17 protein-coding genes and 1 tRNA gene are annotated in these 15,284 nt (G+C 69.8%); 12 read left to right on the forward strand and 6 right to left on the reverse strand.

Going from position 1 to position 15,284, the window contains the following annotated elements; translation table 11 throughout:
- Positions 1–34: 34 nt before the first annotated feature.
- A tRNA-Arg gene (locus tag H074_RS03785) sits at positions 35–107 on the reverse strand.
- 370 nt (positions 108–477) lie between these two features.
- On the opposite strand from H074_RS03785, the gene H074_RS03790 reads away from it, so the two are divergent.
- The 9 genes from H074_RS03790 (at position 478) to H074_RS03830 (ending at position 8,485) form a co-directional block, all read left to right on the forward strand.
- Positions 478–1,131: a response regulator gene (locus H074_RS03790; protein ID WP_005155565.1), complete on the forward strand. Its 654-nt coding sequence runs from the start codon at positions 478–480 to the stop codon at positions 1,129–1,131.
- A complete protein-coding gene (locus tag H074_RS03795; protein WP_007028692.1) occupies positions 1,131–1,745 on the forward strand; it encodes a trimeric intracellular cation channel family protein in 615 nt (204 codons plus the stop codon). The genes H074_RS03790 and H074_RS03795 overlap by 1 nt, the downstream gene beginning before the upstream one ends.
- 85 nt (positions 1,746–1,830) lie before the next feature.
- Positions 1,831–2,523 (forward strand): response regulator transcription factor, encoded by a 693-nt coding sequence (locus tag H074_RS03800; protein ID WP_020631674.1) that lies wholly within the window; start codon positions 1,831–1,833, stop codon positions 2,521–2,523.
- Positions 2,520–3,944: a HAMP domain-containing sensor histidine kinase gene (locus H074_RS03805; protein ID WP_007028694.1), complete on the forward strand. Its 1,425-nt coding sequence runs from the start codon at positions 2,520–2,522 to the stop codon at positions 3,942–3,944. The genes H074_RS03800 and H074_RS03805 overlap by 4 nt, the downstream gene beginning before the upstream one ends.
- Positions 3,944–4,444 carry a carboxymuconolactone decarboxylase family protein gene (locus H074_RS03810; RefSeq protein ID WP_007028695.1) on the forward strand — a complete coding sequence of 167 codons (501 nt, stop codon included), beginning with the start codon at positions 3,944–3,946 and terminating at the stop codon, positions 4,442–4,444. The genes H074_RS03805 and H074_RS03810 overlap by 1 nt, the downstream gene beginning before the upstream one ends.
- Positions 4,422–4,940 carry a signal peptidase II gene (lspA, locus tag H074_RS03815; RefSeq protein WP_007028696.1) on the forward strand — a complete coding sequence of 173 codons (519 nt, stop codon included), beginning with the start codon at positions 4,422–4,424 and terminating at the stop codon, positions 4,938–4,940. The genes H074_RS03810 and lspA overlap by 23 nt, the downstream gene beginning before the upstream one ends.
- A 126-nt stretch (positions 4,941–5,066) precedes the next feature.
- Positions 5,067–5,882: a DeoR/GlpR family DNA-binding transcription regulator gene (locus H074_RS03820; protein ID WP_007028697.1), complete on the forward strand. Its 816-nt coding sequence runs from the start codon at positions 5,067–5,069 to the stop codon at positions 5,880–5,882.
- On the forward strand, positions 5,879–6,961 hold the full coding sequence (galT, locus tag H074_RS03825; protein WP_007028698.1) for a galactose-1-phosphate uridylyltransferase: 1,083 nt from the start codon (positions 5,879–5,881) through the stop codon (positions 6,959–6,961). The genes H074_RS03820 and galT overlap by 4 nt, the downstream gene beginning before the upstream one ends.
- A 72-nt stretch (positions 6,962–7,033) precedes the next feature.
- Positions 7,034–8,485, forward strand: coding sequence for a S1C family serine protease (locus H074_RS03830; protein WP_007028699.1), 1,452 nt, complete (start codon positions 7,034–7,036; stop codon positions 8,483–8,485).
- A 160-nt stretch (positions 8,486–8,645) separates the two neighbouring features.
- Here the strand turns inward: H074_RS03830 and H074_RS03835 are convergent, their stop codons facing one another.
- Genes H074_RS03835 through H074_RS03855 form a run of 5 tightly spaced genes read right to left on the reverse strand, consistent with a single transcriptional unit; the run spans position 8,646 to position 12,031 of the window.
- Positions 8,646–9,065, reverse strand: a complete 420-nt coding sequence (locus tag H074_RS03835) for a hypothetical protein (protein ID WP_007028700.1) — start codon at positions 9,063–9,065, stop codon at positions 8,646–8,648.
- A complete protein-coding gene (locus tag H074_RS03840) occupies positions 9,062–10,129 on the reverse strand; it encodes a molybdopterin-dependent oxidoreductase (protein WP_007028701.1) in 1,068 nt (355 codons plus the stop codon). The genes H074_RS03835 and H074_RS03840 overlap by 4 nt, the downstream gene beginning before the upstream one ends.
- A complete protein-coding gene (locus tag H074_RS03845; RefSeq protein WP_007028702.1) occupies positions 10,126–10,737 on the reverse strand; it encodes a methyltransferase domain-containing protein in 612 nt (203 codons plus the stop codon). Before H074_RS03845 ends, H074_RS03840 begins: the two co-directional genes overlap by 4 nt.
- Positions 10,734–11,378 (reverse strand): TIGR04282 family arsenosugar biosynthesis glycosyltransferase, encoded by a 645-nt coding sequence (locus tag H074_RS03850; protein WP_007028703.1) that lies wholly within the window; start codon positions 11,376–11,378, stop codon positions 10,734–10,736. The genes H074_RS03845 and H074_RS03850 overlap by 4 nt, the downstream gene beginning before the upstream one ends.
- A complete protein-coding gene (locus tag H074_RS03855; RefSeq protein WP_007028704.1) occupies positions 11,375–12,031 on the reverse strand; it encodes a glycosyltransferase family 2 protein in 657 nt (218 codons plus the stop codon). The genes H074_RS03850 and H074_RS03855 overlap by 4 nt, the downstream gene beginning before the upstream one ends.
- Positions 12,032–12,162: 131 nt before the next feature.
- On the opposite strand from H074_RS03855, the gene H074_RS03860 reads away from it, so the two are divergent.
- From H074_RS03860 to H074_RS03870, 3 genes are read left to right on the forward strand one after another with little or no spacing between them, the layout of a single operon-like run.
- Positions 12,163–13,515, forward strand: a complete 1,353-nt coding sequence (locus H074_RS03860; RefSeq protein ID WP_007028705.1) for a hypothetical protein — start codon at positions 12,163–12,165, stop codon at positions 13,513–13,515.
- 10 nt (positions 13,516–13,525) lie between these two features.
- A complete protein-coding gene (locus tag H074_RS03865; protein WP_039921523.1) occupies positions 13,526–14,224 on the forward strand; it encodes a response regulator transcription factor in 699 nt (232 codons plus the stop codon).
- Positions 14,221–15,270, forward strand: coding sequence for a sensor histidine kinase (locus H074_RS03870; RefSeq protein WP_007028707.1), 1,050 nt, complete (start codon positions 14,221–14,223; stop codon positions 15,268–15,270). Before H074_RS03865 ends, H074_RS03870 begins: the two co-directional genes overlap by 4 nt.
- Positions 15,271–15,284: the final 14 nt, after the last annotated feature.

Here is a 15,284-nt window from a genome sequence, read left to right on the forward strand (position 1 = left end):
AACTGCCGGGACGGTGTTTGGCCCAAGTTAGAGGTGCCCCCGGCAGGATTCGAACCTGCGACACCCGCTTTAGGAGAGCGGTGCTCTATCCCCTGAGCTACGAGGGCATGTACTGCCAGGTGCAGCCTACCGTGTAGCTACCCGGAGGAGTCGAGAGGGCGCCGTCACACCCCGGACGGCCCAGTGGTCAGGTCGGTGAAAGCCCGAAATGCCCCGAACGGCGGTTGCGCCGCAAGCGCCACGAGGGCACGTGGCCGAGGAGGGACACTGGCCGCCTAGTGACACTCGACCTGCGGATCAGCCCATGAGCGGCGACACTCAAGGCCGACAAAACAGGGGCTGAATCGACGCCTAGATCGACACAGATGACCCGCGAGGGTCACTCGTACGTGTCTGGTTTCGAAACCCTGAACAACAGTAGGTAATCTTCGTTAACGGGACGCGAGACGCCGCTCCCCCGGCTGCCGGAGGGCTTCGTTGATCAAGCTCATGTTCGCCGACGACGAGGAACTGGTCCGTTCGGGCCTGCGTGCCATGATGTCGGGCGCTGCCGATATCGAGATCGTGGGCGAGGCGAGCGACGGGAGATCAGCGGTCGAGGTCGCCCGGCGGTACCACCCTGACGTCGCGCTGCTCGACATCAAGATGCGGGCGCCTGACGACGGCATTCGCGCGCTCAGGGCCATCCTCGCGTTGCCGGATCCGCCGACCGTGGCCATGTTGACCACGTTCGACATCGACGACTACGTCAGTCTCGCGCTCAGGCTCGGGGCCAACGGCTTCCTGCTGAAGGACATCGACCCGGCGGCGCTGCTGCGCGCGGTCCGTGACCTGGCCCGCGGCGGAGCGGTGCTGGATCCGGGGGTCGCGGCGCGCATGGTCCAGTCGCATCGGGACGAGCAGCGGGCCGCGCAGCCGGCGCGCAAGCTGCTCGCGTCGCTGTCCGAACGAGAGCGTGAGGTCGTCGGGCTGATCGGGCAGGGGCTGTCCAACGCGGAGATCGGCGGGCGTCTTCACCTGTCCGAGGCCACGGTCAAGGGCTACGTCTCGGCCGTCCTGTCCAAGATCGGCGCGGCGAACCGGGTGCAGGCCGCGTTGCTGGCCTACCGCGGTGGCCTGCTCGACCAGTAATGATCCTCACCGCGCTCGAGTTCCTCGGCTTGATCGCGTTCGCGGCTTCGGGGGCGCTCGCGGCGGTGCGGTCCAGGTTGGACGTCTTCGGGGTGGTGGTCGTCGGGTTGACCACCGCGCTCGGCGGCGGGGTCATCCGTGACGTCCTGCTCGGGATCACACCGCCCACGACCCTGCGGACCTGGCCGTATCTCGCGGTCTGCGGCGGGACGGCGCTGGTCGTGTTCGTCTTCCATCCGCAGATCGCGAAGCTGCGACGCGCCGTGTTGTTGGCCGACGCGCTCGGGCTCGGGGTGTTCGCGACGGCGGGGACCACCATCGCGTTGAACGCGGGAGCGACTCCCTACGCGGCGTGCCTGATCGGCATGACGACGGGTATCGGCGGTGGTGCGGTGCGTGATCTTCTGCTCCGGGAAATCCCGCTCGTGCTGCGGAAGGAGATCTACGCGGTCGCGGCGCTCGCGGGGGCCGTGCTCGTGGTGATCGGTCACTCTCTGCGACTGCCGCCGGGGCCGGTGACGGTGGTAGCAGCCGCCGTCGTGGTGGGGGTCCGGATGCTCGCTTTGTGGCGGAGATGGAACGCACCCGTTGCGAAAGGGCCCGAGACCGGCTGAAACGTCTTCTGGACTGCCGGATTTCCTTTGTTGGTTCTGTGTGTGTTCTTAGGCGAGTCTCAGCACTCTGCGTAAGACTGTGGTCATGCGCATCCTCGTAGTGGACGACGACAGGGCCGTCCGTGAATCACTCAGGCGATCCCTTGAGTTCAACGGCTACCAGGTGGAACTGGCCGGGGACGGCGCGCAGGCCCTGGAAGCGATCATCGCCAACAGACCCGACGCGATGGTCCTCGACGTGATGATGCCGCGACTCGACGGCCTGGAGGTCGCCCGACGGCTGCGAAGCACCGGTGATGACCTGCCCATTCTCGTGCTGACGGCGCGGGACACCGTTTCGGACCGTGTTTCCGGCCTCGACGCCGGTGCCGACGATTACCTGCCGAAGCCCTTCGCGCTCGAAGAGCTTCTCGCTCGCCTTCGCGCGCTTCTGCGCCGGGCGATCCCGGATCCGCAGGCGGGACAGAACGCCGAGATCCTCTCGTTCGCGGACCTCACCTTGGACCCGGGGACGCGCGAGGTGCGCCGGGCGGGGCGGGAGATCAGTCTCACGAGGACCGAATTCGCCCTTCTCGAACTGTTCCTCTCCTACCCGAAGCACGTTCTGACCCGCAGCCGGATCCTGGAGGAAGTATGGGGATACGACTTCCCGACGTCGGGCAACGCGCTGGAGGTCTACGTCGGCTACTTGCGCCGAAAGACCGAGGCTGGGAACGAACCGAGGCTGATCCACACGGTGCGGGGAGTGGGCTACGTACTGAGGGAAACCCCGCCGTGACGGAGCCGGCCCCGGTCGTCGACGTGTCCGAAAAGGATCCGCGCGGTGACCGTTGGGGCACGCGGCGCTTCTCGCTCCGCGGCCGGGTGACGCTGCTCGCGGCCGCTTCGGTGGCGGGCGCGGTGGCGCTGGTGTCGCTCGGCGCGTACCTCGTCGTCCGTGACAACCTCTACCAGCAGGTGGACGACAACCTGCTGGCCCGCGCGCAGGCCGCGGTCGACTCGCCGCAGGTGCAGACCGAACTGCAGCAGGTTCCCGGCGCCTTCCTGGCCAGCGCGGACCTGCAGATCGGTCAGCTGACGGTCGGGGAGAAGGTCCGGCTGACCTATCCGCAGTCGGGGAGCCGCCCGCCGTACGGCGATGACGAGATCGCGGTCGCTTCGGGGGACAAGGCGTTCTCCCTGCGCACCGACCCGAAGACCGACAGCCGGGTCGTCGCCCTCCCGCAGGGGGCAGGTCAGGCGATGGTGCTCGCGCAGTCGCTCGGCCCGACCAAACGCACCCTGAACGAGCTCTCGGTGGTCCTGTTCCTGATCGGCGGCGCCGGGATCCTGGTCGCCGCGGCCGCGGGGACGGCCGTCGCGAGAGCGGGACTGAGGCCGGTCGACAGACTGACGTCGGCGGCGGAACGCGTCGCGACCACGGGTGACCTGCGGCCGATCCCGGTCAGCGGCGACGACGAACTCGCCCGCCTCACCCAGAGTTTCAACACGATGCTGGGCACGGTCGCCGAATCGCAGGAACGGCAACGGCAACTCGTCGCCGACGCCGGTCACGAACTCCGGACCCCGCTGACGTCGCTCCGCACGAACCTGGAACTGCTCCTGTCCGCGAGCAGACCGGGCGCGCGGACGCTGTCCGACGAGGACCGAAGCGACATCGAGGCCGACATCCGCGGCCAGCTCGACGAGCTGACCCAGCTGATCGGCGACCTCGTCGAACTTGCGCGCCAGGACGAGCCGCGGATCGAGCACGAGCGAGTCGAGATGGTCGACGTCGTCGAGCGCGCGCTGGACAGGGCGCGCCGCCGCGCGGGCGAGATCGAGTTCGACGTCTCGCTCCAGCCGTGGGTGCTGACCGGCGACACCAGCGCGCTGGAACGCGCGGTGCTGAACCTGCTGGACAACGCGGTGAAGTTCTCGCCGGAGGGGTCGACGGTCGGGGTCCGGCTGTACCCGGTCGGCGACGGCACCGCGGTGCTCGAGGTCGAGGACTCCGGACCTGGCATCGCCGACGAGGACCTGCCGAAGGTGTTCGACCGCTTCTACCGCTCGTCGGAGGCGCGGACGCTGCCCGGTTCGGGGCTCGGTCTCGCCATCGTCCAGCACGCGGCGCAGCGGCACGGCGGTGACGTCTACGCGGGACGCGCTCCCGCCGGCGGTGCGCTGATGACCTTGCGGCTCCCGGGAGCCCCGGCCTGATGGGCGACTACGACAAGGGCCTCGAACTGCTCCGGCTTCTCGGCGGCGTCGAAGACCCCGCCGTGCTGGAGCTGTTCGACGCCGTCGACGCGACGGACTACGGCAGGGAAGCTGTCGCCTTCGTTTACGGCGGCGTCTACCAACGGCCAGGGCTTTCCCTGGCGCAGCGGCAACTGGTGACGGTCGCCGCGCTGGAGGCCTTGGGCTACGCGGAGGCGCAACTCAGGTTCCATGAGACCGCCGTGACGAACGTCGGCGGCGACCTGGATCAGGACGACGAAACGACCCGGCGGCTCAGGCGGATCGCGGTGGGCACGGCGAAGGGCGGTGTGGCGCCGGAGCTGGCCGACGTCCTTCGCGAGGCGCGGGACGCGGGGGAGCTCCGGGAGGCCGTCGAGGCGATCCTGCATCTCGCCGTCTACGTGGGTTTCCCCGCCGCGCTCAACGCGCTCGGCGTCGCCCGTACTCTGACGGGTGATGAGCACCGAGAACGCGACTGAGATGCCGCCCCGCCGTCTGCTGTGGACACTGCTGGTGGCCGCGGTGCTGCTGGCCGCCGACCAGCTGACCAAATGGTGGGCCGTCGACGCCCTCACCGACCACGCGCCGATACCGGTGATCGGCGACTTCATCCGGTTCCGGCTGCTCTACAACCCGGGCGCGGCGTTCTCGCTCGGCGCGAACTCCACCTGGATCTTCGCGATCCTGGCCGGGGTCGCGGTGGTCGCGCTGCTGTGGATCTCCCGCAAGGTCCGTTCGGCGGCCTGGGCGATCTCGCTCGGGCTGCTGCTCGGCGGCGCGACGACACATCTGGGCGACCGCCTGTTCCGCGAGCCCGGTTTCGCGCGCGGTCACGTCGTCGACTTCATCGACTACAACGGCTGGTTCGTCGGGAACGTCGCCGACATCGCGCTGTTCTTCGGCGCTGTGTCGCTTTTCGTGCTGAGTTTCCGGGGCGTCCCGCTCGAGGGCGTCAAGGAGACGGGCGAGGAGTAACGCCTTCGGGATCCGCGAGGACGACCAGGTCCCGTCTCCGCTTCGACCAAAACCGAAGGACCGTCTTCGAGCAGGCGGCTCGGCTCGTCGCGCCCATGTTTGATCGTGTAGGATTTTGTGTGGTTGATGCAGGGAGGCTTCGTGCTCGCGCGGCAACGACAGGCGGTGATCCTCGAGGAGGCGCGACGGACCGGCGCGGTCCGGGTCAGCGATCTCGTCACGAGGCTCGGCGTTTCCGACATGACGGTGCGCCGCGATCTCGACGTGCTCGCGAGCCGGGGTCTGGTCGAGAAGGTCTACGGCGGCGCCACCTCCATCGGCGGCAAGAGCACCGACGAGCCCGGATTCGAGGCGAAATCCGTGCGCCAGCGCGCGCAGAAGGAGGCCATCGCCGCCCTCGCGGCCGGGCTGGTCCGGCCGGGTACCGCGATCGGCATCTCCGCCGGCACCACCACGTGGACCCTGGCCAGGGCACTCGACGAACTCCCCGGCCTGACCATCGTCACGAACTCCATCCAGGTCGCCGACGTGCTGCGCGGCGCGAACCAGCCGGATCGCACGGTGGTCCTCACCGGCGGTGTCCGCACCCCGTCGGACGCGCTCGTCGGGCCGGTCGCCGTGCAGAGCCTGCGGTCGCTGCACCTGGACGTCGTCTTCCTCGGCGTGCACGGGATGGCCGACGGCGCCGGGTTCACCACGCCGAACCTCACCGAATCGGAGACCGACCGCGCGCTGGTGGAAGCGGGCCGCAAGCTGGTCGTGCTGGCCGACCACACCAAATGGGGCATCGTCGGCATCTCCACCATCGCCGGGCTCGAAGAGGCCGACGTCGTCGTCTCGGACGACGGTTTGTCCGACAACGCAAGGGAAACGCTCACCGGGCAGGCGGGTGAGCTGATGATCGCCGAAACGGCGGAGACGGCTGAGGCTGAAGAAGCGTGAAGCGCACGGTTAGGCACCTGGCCGACGGCCGGGAGATCATCTATTTCGACGCACCCGGCGCGCCCGAACGCGCCGCCGAGGACACGCGTGACCTGCCTCAGGTCGCCGCGGCGTCGGAGATCCGGCGCGATCCGCTGACCGGGGAATGGGTGGCGATGGCCGCGCACCGGCAGACGCGGACCTACAAACCGCCCGCCGACCTGTGCCCGCTGTGTCCCACGAAACCCGGGAAGCCCAGCGAGATCCCGGAGCCGGACTACGACGTCGCGGTGTTCGAGAACCGCTTTCCCTCCTTCGCCCGCAACGTCATCGGCGAAGCGTCCACAGTGGATGGTGCGGGACTGGTGCCGGTCGCGCCGGGCGTCGGCCGCTGCGAGGTCGTCTGCTTCACCAGTGACCACGACGGTTCTTTCGCCGGGCTGACGGCGAAGCAGGTCCGCGCGGTCGTCGACGCCTGGGCCGACCGCACCGCCGAACTGTCCGCGATGGACGGTGTCGAGCAGGTCTTCCCGTTCGAGAACCGCGGCGAAGAGATCGGTGTGACCCTGCACCATCCGCACGGCCAGATCTACGGCTACCCGTTCGTGACGCCGAAGACCGAGCGGATGCTGGAGGTCGCCCGCGCCTACGAGGCCGAGCACGGCCGTCCGGTGATGGGGGATGTCCTGGCCGCCGAGCGGGCGTCCGGGGCGAGGGTCGTGGTCGCGGGCGAGCACTGGACGGCGTTCGTGCCGCCCGCCGCGCGCTGGCCGGTGCAGGTCCAGATCGTGCCGCATCGGCAGGTGCCCGACATCCCCGCGCTGTCGGACGCCGAACGCGACGACTTCGCCGACGTCTACCTCGAAGTCCTTCGTCGTTGCGACGGGCTCTACGACCGGCCGTTGCCCTACATCGCGGCCTGGAACCAGGCGCCCGCCAAACGCGATCGCGAACTCGGCTGGCTGTACCTGGAGGTGTTCTCGGTCCTGCGATCCAAGGACAAGCTGAAGTACCTGGCGGGGTCGGAGTCCGGGATGGCCGTGTGGATCAACGACGCCACCCCCGAACAGATCGCGGACAGGCTGCGCGCCACCCGCTGACGGGGCCATACTCATGTGCGATGCACAGCTTTGGCTCAGGAACTTCTCAGGACCATCCCGCAAGGTGAAGACATGACCGAGAACGACCCCAGCGGCCAGGACGCCGAGAAGGCGCGGCCCGCCGGCGCTCAGCCGGACGCGGAACAGAGCGCGAGCTGGGCGGCCCAGTCCGCGCCGCGGCAGCCTGACGCGACCGGCCTCGGCGGCCATGCCACTCCGCACACCGGAGCGCAGCAGGCCTACACCCCGGAACAGCAGTACAACCCGTGGTCGCCCCAGGCACAGACCCAGACCCATCAGACGCAGACCCAGCAGGCGCCAGTCCAGGAGCACCAGACGCAGGGCCAGTTCACGCAGGGACACCAGATCCCGGGCCAGCAGACGCCGTACACCCAGCCGGGCCCGTCGGTCTACGCGGTCCCGCAGCAGCGCCAGTCCTCGAAGTCCACCTCGGGCAAGCTGCTCGCCGGTGTCGCGGCGATCGCGCTGGTCGTCGGTGGTGTCGCGGGAGGCACGGTCGGCTACCTCACCGGCGACGGGTCCGGTGGCGCCTCCGTGAACGCGCTCGACGCGCCGAAGCCCGCTCAGCAGACGGGTAACCTGCCCGCCGGTTCGGTGGAATCCGTGGCGCAGAAGCTGTCGCCGAGCGTGGTCGAGCTGCAGGTGTCCGGGCGGTCGGGTGCGGGCGAGGGCTCCGGTTTCGTGCTCAGCACCGACGGTTACGTGCTGACCAACAACCACGTCGTCGAGGTCGCCGCCGGTGGCGGGCAGATCCAGGCGGTGTTCCAGGACGGCAAGAAGGGCACCGCGACCGTCGTCGGCCGCGACCCCACGACGGACATCGCCGTGGTGAAGGTCAGCGGCGTCAGCGGCCTGACCCCGGTGGAGCTCGGCCGGTCCGACGACCTGCGGGTCGGGCAGCCGGTGGTCGCCATCGGTTCGCCGTTCGAACTGACGGGCACGGTCACCTCGGGCATCGTCAGCGCGCTGAACCGGCCGGTGAGCGCCGGTGGCAACGGCGACCAGACCACGGTGATGTCCGCGGTGCAGACCGACGCGGCGATCAACCCCGGAAACTCCGGCGGCCCGCTCGCGAACATGGCCGGCCAGGTCATCGGCATCAACTCGGCGATCTACAGCCCGAAGTCCGCGCAGGGCCAGGGCGGCGAGAGCGGCGGCAACGTCGGCATCGGCTTCGCGATCCCGATCGACCAGGCGCGCCGCACGGCCGACGACATCATCAACACCGGCCAGGCGACGCAGACCTTCATCGGCGCGCGGGTGCAGACGGCGCCGACGGGCGGAGCGCAGCTCGGTGAGATCTCGCCGGGCAGCCCCGCGGAGAAGGCAGGCCTCAAATCCGGTGACGTCGTGACGAAGCTGGACGACCGGTCGATCCCCAACGCGGACGCGCTCGTCGCCGAGATCCGCACCCGGGCGCCGAACGACAAGGTGAAGTTCACCCTGAGCGGTGACAAGGTGGTCGAGGTGACCCTCGGCGGCCAGCCCGTCACCCCGAACTAGCCCCACAACGCTCGGCCGCAGTGCGCGGCCGAGACCAAACCCCGGCTCGAACCCCCAGCGGGCCGGACCAGAGGCCACGCGCGACCGGCTGCCAATCCCGGTCGCGCGTGGCCCTTTTATCGAGGGGTAAGGCAAACGAGCCCACCACGCCACCTTTGCCCTACCCCTCAATAACGCGCTTTCGGCGGAGGAAAACGGCCACGAGCACGCCGAGCCAGACGACGGCCAGGGTGACGAGCAGGCCGGTGACGGTGTCGGCGTCGTGCAAGCCCGGGTTCCGGGCGCCGCCGAATGGACGCCACAGCAACGGGAACGCGAGCAGCGTCAGGACGCCGCTGAGTACCGCGCCCGTCTTGACCGGGGTATTCCACCGTTCCGGGAGGACCCTGCTCAGGGCGAATCCCACGGCGCCGACGAGCGGCGCGATCAGCAGGTCGTGTACCAGCGGACCGCCGGCGAGCCAGCCGAGTGTCCCGAAGACGTCCGGGCGCAGCGGGAAGGCGTACTCGGCGAACAACGTCGCGCCCCAGGCGAGCGCGCCCAGACCGGGCAGGAACAGCAACAGCCGCAGCGTCTTCACAGTGTCTCCAAGCGGGTGACCCATTTCGTCTGCAGGACGCCGGGCCGGTTCGGCGCGATGATCCGGCACGGGAAGCCGTGGTCGGCGTCGAGCACTTCACCGTTGAGTTCCAGCGCCAGCAGGGTGAGTTCGTCCGCGGTGTGCTCGCCGGGGAGGTCGCTGATCCCGTAGGGCCCGGCCTTCTCCAGCGAGAACACGCGGACCGGCGTGCCCGGCGTGCTTCCGGCGTGCCGCAACAACTCCGGCAGCGAGACTCCGCTCCAGCGCGCGGACTCGCTCCATCCTTCGACGCAAGCGATCGGCAGCTCGGCCGAAGTCCTCGGGAGGGCGCGGAGTTCTTCCAGCGAATAGGTCTTCGTGCCGTTCGGGGTCACGACCGAGAGCCGCCAGTTCGGGTCTTTCGCCGTGTCCAGGACACCGGCCGCGGCGGCGGTCCGGTTCACCGGCAGCCCCTGCGGTCCCTTATCGCTGCGCCACGAAAGACCGGAGACGTTACGCAGCAAAGGAACCGTCGCTCCGGCTGTCGCCACGACGGCGACACCCGCGGCCAGCCAGGTCGTGCGGAGGAAGGCACGCCGCGAGGGTTCGGGCGCCTGGGTGAGCGAGCGGCGGACGATGGGGAGTTTCACCGCGATGTGCACCAGGATCGAGCCGATCGCCACCCACGCGACCGCGTAGTGCAGTTGCGGGAAGTAGAACGTCCACGGGTAGTTCTGCGCGACGTTGAACAGGCCGGTGACGAGTTCGAAGAAGGCGGCCGCGGAAAGCACCAGGATCGACAGGCGTTCGAGCGCGTGTGGCAGCGAACGGATCACCGGGCGCTCGAACAGTTTCGGGTAGACGCTCCAGAGTTTGCCCAGCAGCAAGGGAATCGACGCGATGCCGGAGAGCACGTGCGTGCCCTGCGTGACCCGGTACAGCCAGACCGGACGGCTCGGCCAGCCGGACCACGACGGCGGATGCTGGATGAAATGGCTGATCAGGCCGGTGACGAAGCACAGGGTGAACGTGACGGCGAGAGCCAGCCCGATCCGGGACGTCACGCGCTCCGAAGGTGTGTTCATGCTTTCTCCAGGCAGGCGAACCAACGGCGGCCGTGGCTGGTGGCCCAGGCGACCCGGAACGCGGTGCGGGCGGCGAGATCCGCGATCGCTTCGACGCCGACCCACGCCCAGGTGAACCAGTTGCCGTCGTCGTCCGGTCGCAGGCGGACCCGGCCTTGGCGGACGCCGCGGCCGGGCGGGTCGAGTTCGACGAGCACGGTCCCGCCGTCGGTGATCAGCTCCGCCATCCGCGTCAGCAAGCGGTGCGGATCGCCGCCGATGCCGATGTTCCCGTCTGCCAGGAGGACATGCCGCCAGCGCCCTTCGCCGGGGAGCCGGTCGAAGACGTCGCGGTGGAGCGCGGCGGCGCCCCTGGCGTGGGTGAGCCGCACGGCGGTGGCCGAGATGTCGACGCCGAGCGAGGCGACGCCGCGTTCGGACAGCGCGGCGGTGAGCCTGCCGGGACCGCAGCCGACGTCGAGGGTCGGGCCGTCACAGGCGTCGAGGAGGACGTCATCGCCTTCGCAGGGAATGGCCGTCCAGCGGTCCACCGGCAGGTCGACGCGTTCGCCGGTCGCCAGTTCCAGCCAGCAGCGGTGGCCGAGCAGGCCGCGGTCGAAGGCGGTCACCGGACTTCGGCCACCGCTCGGGCGAACCGGCCGTGCGGTACCGCCGCCGCGACTCGCCGCGCGTCCGCGACAGTGTCCACATCGGACAGTGTGGGCAGGGTGCCGGGTCGCAGGCCGATGTCGGCCAGCGCGCGCAGGGTCTGCCGTCCGGTGTCGTCGCGCGACATCGGGACCCCGGCGAGGGCTTTGGCGTGCAACGGATCCTTGAGTCCCAGCGCCCACCAACCACCGTCCTCGGCCGGTCCGAGGACGGAATCTTCGGGCCGGTTCGCGGCCTCGGTCAGCAAGGCCGGGGTGACCTGTGGCGTGTCCATCCCGATCTGCAGCACTGATTCCCCGGGACGGGGGGCGTCGGCGTGGGCGTTGACGAGCCTGATGTCGAAACCTTCACCGCGTTGGGCGATCACCTCCGTTTTTCGGAGTGCTGTGGCGATTTCCGTGCGGCGGGTGGCTTTGCCGAGATCGCCGGTCAGCGCCACGACCACGCGTGCCTCCGGGGTCAGAAGGGCGGCTTCGAGGGTGTCGAGCAGCGAGGCGGCCGCGATCTCGGCGGCCTGCTCCGGCGTCGCGGGCGGGCACAGCCGCGTCTTCGCGAAACCGGGCACGGGCGCCTTGGCGACGATCAACAGGCAGAAGGTCATCGGCTCAGCACCCGCCCGAAATCCCGCGTGGCGCGTAAGGTTCCCCGCAGCGAGCCGGAGACCTTCGACTTCGTGCCCTTGGCGCGTTCGCCGTATGACACGTCGAACTCGGTGACCCGCCAGCCCGCGCGGCTCGCCTTGATCAGCAGTTCCAGCGGGTAGCCGAAGGCGCGATCGGTGACGTCGAGATCGAGGAGCGCCTGCCGTCGGACGGCTCGCAGCGGCGCGATGTCCCGGACCGGCAATCCCTTGTGCCGCAGAAGCGACGAGATCAGCGCATTGCCCGCTCTCGCGTGCCACGGCCAGACGCCCGGCCCGGTCGGTACTCGCCGCCCGACGGTCAGATCGGCATCGGCGAGTCCGCGCACCAGCGTCGGCAGTTCGGTGAGGTCGAGAGAACCGTCGGCGTCGGCGAAACAGACGACGTCCGCCGTGGCCGCTTTCAGCCCCGTGTGCACCGCGGCGCCGTAGCCGCGCCGGGGTTCGTGGACGACCTTCGCCCCGAGCCCGGCCGCGATCCCGGCGGAACCGTCCGTGGAGCCGTTGTCGACCACGATCGCCCGATACCGCTCGGGCAGCGCCGCCAGTACGCCGGGAAGGGCGCCGGCCTCGTCGAGACAGGGGAGCACGACGTCAACCTGGTCATCGTTCACGCAACGCACGTTAAGTCCGGGATGGACGGACGAAAACCCTTGTGGTGCTTACCGAATCATGACGTCGGTGAAGTTCTTACCGAGTTCTGACGGACTCCGCCTTCAAGCAGCCGGGCGGCGGGAACGCGGTTATGGTGCCGGTGATGTCCACTGTCACCGCCCCTTCCCGTACCGGTCGCCGGGCCGATCTGATCGCCGTGGGGCTGGCGATGCTCGTGGTCGCCGCCGCGATCGCGGTCGGCCTTCACTACAACCGTCCCGGCTCCGGCGTGGTGATCTACGCCTTCGCGCCTCCGCTGTTCGGGTTGTGGCTGCCGCATGTGGGGCCGGGTTCGGTCGCGGCCGTCGTGCTCGCGATCCTGGTCGTCACTCGGGGGCCCGCGCTCGCCGCCCGGCTGAGCTGGCGTCCGCTGCTCGCGCTCGGCTACGTGACCGCGCTGGCGTGGACGTTCTCGCTGGCGATGATCGACGGCTGGGCGCGCGGTTTCACCGGCAGGCTCGCCACGGAACACGAGTACCTGCACGAGGTCCCGGGGATCACCGACATCCCGAAGATGCTGAACGAGTTCTCCTCGCGCATCCTGGATTTCCAGCCGGACTCGTGGACGACGCACGTCTCCGGGCATCCGCCGGGCGCGACACTGGTCTTCGTCTGGCTCGACAGGCTCGGTCTGCAGGGCGGAGCTTGGGCCTCGGCGCTCGTCGTGCTGGTCGGCTGCCTGGCCGTGGTCGCGGTGCCGGTGACGCTCTCCGCGCTGGGCAGGCAGGACGCCGCGAGGGCCGTCCTGCCGTTCGCCGTCCTGACCCCGGGCGCGATCTGGATCGGAGTCTCCGCCGACGGTCTCTTCGCGGGTGTCACGGCGACCGGGATCGCGCTGCTGGCACTCGCCAAGCGACGGCGGATCCTCGCGCTCCCCGGCGGTCTGCTGCTCGGGTTCGGGCTTTTTCTCTCCTACGGTCTCGTGCTGCTGGGGGTGATCGTGCTGGCCGTGGTCGTGCTGACCCGAGAGTGGCGGATCCTGCTCCTCGCCATGGCGGGCGTGGCCGTGGTCGTCGTGGCGTTCGCGCTGACCGGGTTCTGGTGGCTCGACGGGTATCACCTCGTGGTCGAGCGCTACTACCAGGGGATCGCGACGCTGCGCCCGTACTCCTACTGGGTGTGGGCGGACATCGCGGCGGTGCTGATCGCGATCGGCCCGGCCGTGATCGCCGGGACGCGACGCGCCGGCGCGGAGTTCCTCGCCGAGCCGAAACGGTCGTTCCGCGAGCCGGTCACCCTGATCGTGGCGGCCGCGGTGCTGACGATCGCTTTCGCCGACCTGTCCGGCCTGTCGAAGGCGGAGGTCGAACGCATCTGGCTACCGTTCGAGGTGTGGCTGCTGCCCGCGGTGGCGCTGCTGCCGCAGCGGGGACGGCGGTGGTGGCTGGCCGCATCGGCGGCCACGGCGCTGGTGGTGAACCATCTGGTGCTGACGAGCTGGTGAGGTGGGCTGCATGACAGAGCAGGGTCGCGTGCTCGTCGTCGACGACGACGAGACCGTGCGGGATGTCGTCCGGCGGTATCTGGAGGTCGCGGGCTTCGAAGTCGACGTCGCCGGGGACGGAACCGAGGGGCTGCGGCTGTTCTCCACGACCGGACCGGACCTCGTGGTCCTCGACGTCATGATGCCCGGGCTCAACGGGCTCGAGGTGTGCCGGCGCCTGCGGCAGGTGAGCCAGGTGCCGGTCGTGATGCTGACCGCGCTCGGCGAGGAGGAGAACCGGATCGCCGGACTCCAGCTCGGCGCCGACGACTACGTCACGAAACCGTTCAGCCCCAAGGAACTCGCGTTGCGCGTGGCGTCGGTCCTGCGGCGGGCGCGGATGCCGCGGCCCGAACCGGCGGCGCGCGTGATCACCGACGGCGACCTCTCGTTGCAGATGACGGCCAGGCAGGCGGCCCTCGGTGGCGTGGAACTTCCCCTGACGAGCCGGGAATTCGATCTGCTCGCGTTCTTCCTCACCCATCCCGGCGTGGCGTTCTCCCGCGCCGATCTGCTGGAGAAGGTCTGGGGCTGGGACTTCGGCGATCAGTCCACCGTGACCGTCCACGTGAGACGGTTGCGGGAGAAGATCGAGAAGAACCCGGCGAAACCCGTCCGCGTCGCCACCGTGTGGGGTGTCGGCTACCGGTATGACCCGGTGCGGCGATGATCGGCTCCGGAGAGTCCTTCGGCGAGATGCTGGCGCACGCCTGGCACATCCTGCCGTTCGCGCTGATGTTCGCGTTGCCGGTGATGCTGCTCGGCTGGTTTGCGCTGTACCTGCTCCGGCGCGGTTCACTGGCCAGCACGATGACGATCCTCGTGCTGATCCCGGTGCTGGCGACGCTGATCGCGGTGCTCGGGATCAGCGGGTTCATGTTCACCCCCGCGCTGACCACGATGACACTGGTCTGCCTGCTGGTCGCGCTGGTGACCGTGCCGGCGGCACTCGTGCTCGGCCGCGCGATCGCGCGCCGCAGCGTGTGGGAACGGGAGGCGCGGGAACGGGAGCGCGCGGCCGAGGCGTCGCGGCGCGAACTGGTCGCGTGGATCAGCCACGACCTGCGGAGCCCGCTGGCCGGTATCCAGGCGATGGCCGAAGCCGTCGCGGACGGCGTCGTCGCCGATCCGATCGAGGTCACCGGCTACGCGCGGCGGATCAGCGGCGAGACCACCCGGCTGTCCGGCATGGTCGGCGACCTGTTCGAGTTGTCGCGGATCACCGCGGGCGCGCTCCAGCTGACCATGGCCGCCGTGCCACTGCGCGACGTCGTGAGCGACGCCGTCGCCGCGCAGGCCCCGCTGGCCGAACAGAAACGCGTGCGGATGATCGAGTACGCCAACGTGTGGCCGGTCGTCTCCGGCAGCGACCCGGAACTGGCGCGGATCGTGCGCAACCTGGTGTCCAACGCCGTGCGGCACACACCGCCGGACGGGACGGTCGCGGTCCAGATCGGCATCGAAGGCGGCGAGGCGCTGCTCGCGGTTTCCGACGGCTGCGGCGGGATCCCCGACGACGAGATCGGGCGCGTCTTCGACGTCGCGTTCCGCGGGACGACGGCGCGCACACCCGAGCGCGGCGGGCTGGCGAGCGGCGGCGGACTTGGCTTGGCGATCGCGAAAGGCCTCGTCGAAGCCCATCGCGGCCGCATCGGTGTCCGGAACCAAGGTCCCGGCTGCCGGTTCGAGGTCCGGCTTCCGCTCGCCATGCCCTGACTCGTGTCAACGCG

It is taken from the genome of Amycolatopsis decaplanina DSM 44594, from assembly GCF_000342005.1.
Lineage (GTDB): Bacteria > Actinomycetota > Actinomycetes > Mycobacteriales > Pseudonocardiaceae > Amycolatopsis > Amycolatopsis decaplanina.

Excerpts from the sequence above, each read along its gene's own strand:
- H074_RS03795 (WP_007028692.1), top strand. The coding sequence starts at position 1,131 with ATGATCCTCACCGCGCTCGAGTTCCTCGGCTTGATCGCGTTCGCGGCT.
- H074_RS03800 (WP_020631674.1), top strand. The coding sequence starts at position 1,831 with ATGCGCATCCTCGTAGTGGACGACGACAGGGCCGTCCGTGAATCACTC.
- H074_RS03810 (WP_007028695.1), top strand. The coding sequence starts at position 3,944 with ATGGGCGACTACGACAAGGGCCTCGAACTGCTCCGGCTTCTCGGCGGC.
- lspA (WP_007028696.1), top strand. The coding sequence starts at position 4,422 with ATGAGCACCGAGAACGCGACTGAGATGCCGCCCCGCCGTCTGCTGTGG.
- H074_RS03820 (WP_007028697.1), top strand. The coding sequence starts at position 5,067 with ATGCAGGGAGGCTTCGTGCTCGCGCGGCAACGACAGGCGGTGATCCTC.
- H074_RS03830 (WP_007028699.1), top strand. The coding sequence starts at position 7,034 with ATGACCGAGAACGACCCCAGCGGCCAGGACGCCGAGAAGGCGCGGCCC.
- H074_RS03840 (WP_007028701.1), bottom strand. The coding sequence starts at position 10,129 with ATGAACACACCTTCGGAGCGCGTGACGTCCCGGATCGGGCTGGCTCTC.
- H074_RS03850 (WP_007028703.1), bottom strand. The coding sequence starts at position 11,378 with ATGACCTTCTGCCTGTTGATCGTCGCCAAGGCGCCCGTGCCCGGTTTC.
- H074_RS03860 (WP_007028705.1), top strand. The coding sequence starts at position 12,163 with ATGGTGCCGGTGATGTCCACTGTCACCGCCCCTTCCCGTACCGGTCGC.
- H074_RS03865 (WP_039921523.1), top strand. The coding sequence starts at position 13,526 with ATGACAGAGCAGGGTCGCGTGCTCGTCGTCGACGACGACGAGACCGTG.
- H074_RS03870 (WP_007028707.1), top strand. The coding sequence starts at position 14,221 with ATGATCGGCTCCGGAGAGTCCTTCGGCGAGATGCTGGCGCACGCCTGG.